General features: G+C 67.1%; 2 protein-coding genes and 1 pseudogene. 2 read left to right on the forward strand and 1 reads right to left on the reverse strand.

Going from position 1 to position 1,838, the window contains the following annotated elements; genetic code table 11:
* Window positions 1-462, forward strand: a pseudogene (locus ACFWF3_RS34400) (hypothetical protein); the annotation flags it as partial.
* Here the strand turns inward: ACFWF3_RS34400 and ACFWF3_RS34405 are convergent.
* Window positions 459-968, reverse strand: coding sequence for a MarR family winged helix-turn-helix transcriptional regulator (locus ACFWF3_RS34405; RefSeq protein ID WP_378988225.1), 510 nt, complete (start codon window positions 966-968; stop codon window positions 459-461). The pseudogene ACFWF3_RS34400 and the gene ACFWF3_RS34405 sit on opposite strands and share 4 nt — an antisense overlap.
* Window positions 969-1,224: 256 nt before the next feature.
* Between ACFWF3_RS34405 and ACFWF3_RS34410 the strand changes: the two genes are divergently transcribed.
* Window positions 1,225-1,838 (forward strand): fumarate hydratase (locus ACFWF3_RS34410; protein WP_379318206.1); only part of this gene is annotated, 614 nt, incomplete at its 3' end.

Consider the following 1,838-nt stretch of genomic DNA (forward strand, 5'->3'; position numbering starts at 1 on the left):
GTGTCCTACACGCTGCCCGCCGTGGTGGCGGTGGCGCTGGTCTCGGCCGGATGTGGCACCGCCACCCCGAAACCGGCACCGCGCGCGGCGTCGACCACCCTCACGACCACCTCGAAGCCGCCGCCGACAACGACATCGCGGGTGACTACCACGACCTCGACCGCCGCCACGCCGGCGTCGGTCGGTGTCTGCGTGGACAAGACGACCAATGTCCGCGTGGCCGACGACCAGTGCGACACGAGCGATACCACGTACTCGCGCTTCTGGTATCAGCACACCGATACGTTCGTCTACCCGGCGATCGGCGTCGCTGTCGCCCTGGCGGCGGGCAGTTTCCTGCGGCCGACCAGCGGCGACGTCTTCGATCGCGGCGCACCCACCAAAGGTGGCAGCATCGCGCGCGGCGGGTTGGGCAAGGCCCGCCCCGACTCCTCCGGCGGGGGCGGCAGCGGCGGGTCCTAGTCCTCGCCGGGCGCGGCGGTCTGTAGCCGGCCGACCGGTTCGGCCGACTTCGCGCCGCGGTGGTGATCGACGAGCACGTCGTAGATCTCCGCGAGGGTCGCGAGCTGGTCGCGATCGAGGACATCGATCATGTGCTTGCGCACACTGCGCACATGGGCGGGCGCGGCCGTGGTGAGCAGTTGCCCGCCCGTCGGGGTCAGCTTGGCCACGGTCCGGCGCTGGTCGTGCGGCATCGTCTCGCGGGAGACCAGACCGCGCTTCTGCATGCGGGTGATCTGGTGCGAGAGCCGGCTCTGCGACCATTCGAGCGCGCAGGCCAGGTCGGCGAAGGTGAGTCGCTGACCTGGCGCATCGGCTAGGTAGACCAGCACGGAATACTCGACATAGCTCAGGTTGGCTGCCCGGCCGGCGTCGCGCCCGATCGCCGCGGCGATCAGGTCGCGGGTTCGGACATAGCCCAGCCAGGCACGCATTTCGACATCATCGAGCCACTGTGGATCGGTCACGATCGAGCTCCAGATTCTGAAGGTGCAGGCTTCGGATTGAACGGTGCACTCCCGCCACCGCCCGGAGAATGGGTAGCACCGTTTGGGTTGAACGTGCAACCTCGATATTAGTTAGGGTAGGTCAGGAACCTCACATAGGGTTGCCTAACCGTCGTGCGGGTGTGGGTGGTCGATAGGCTGCGGATTGCTTTGTGACCAGCCATGCCTGGTGCTCCGCAGTGTTGCGGTGCCCGCCCTGCCCGAAGGAGTGCGATCCGTGACCGCGCCGGAGTTCCGCTATTCCGATCTGCTGCCCATCGGCGCCGACGAGACGCCCTACCGCCTGCTCACCAGCGAGGGGGTCAGCACCTTCGAGCACAACGGGCGCACCTTCTTGCAGGTCGAGCCCGAGGCGCTGCGGCTGCTGACCGAGACGGCGATCCACGACATCAGCCACTACCTGCGCCCCGCGCACCTGCGGCAGCTGCGCAAGATCATCGACGACCCCGAGTCCTCGGGCAACGACCGCTTCGTCGCGCTCGACCTGCTCAAGAACCTCAACATCTCCGCAGGCGGCGTGCTGCCGATGTGTCAGGACACCGGCACCGCGATCGTGATGGGCAAGAAGAGCGAGGGCGTGCTCACCGGTGCCGACGACGCCGAATGGCTCAGCCGCGGCATCTTCGACGCCTACACCAAGCTGAACCTGCGCTACTCCCAGCTCGCCCCGATCACCATGTGGGACGAGAAGAACACCGGCACCAACCTGCCTGCCCAGATCGAGCTGTACTCGACCGAGGGCGACGCCGACAACCCGGTGTACAAGTTCCTGTTCATGGCCAAGGGCGGCGGTTCGGCCAACAAGTCGTTCCTGTACCAGGAGACCAAGGC

The organism is Nocardia sp. NPDC060220, assembly GCF_042727815.1.
GTDB lineage: Bacteria > Actinomycetota > Actinomycetes > Mycobacteriales > Mycobacteriaceae > Nocardia.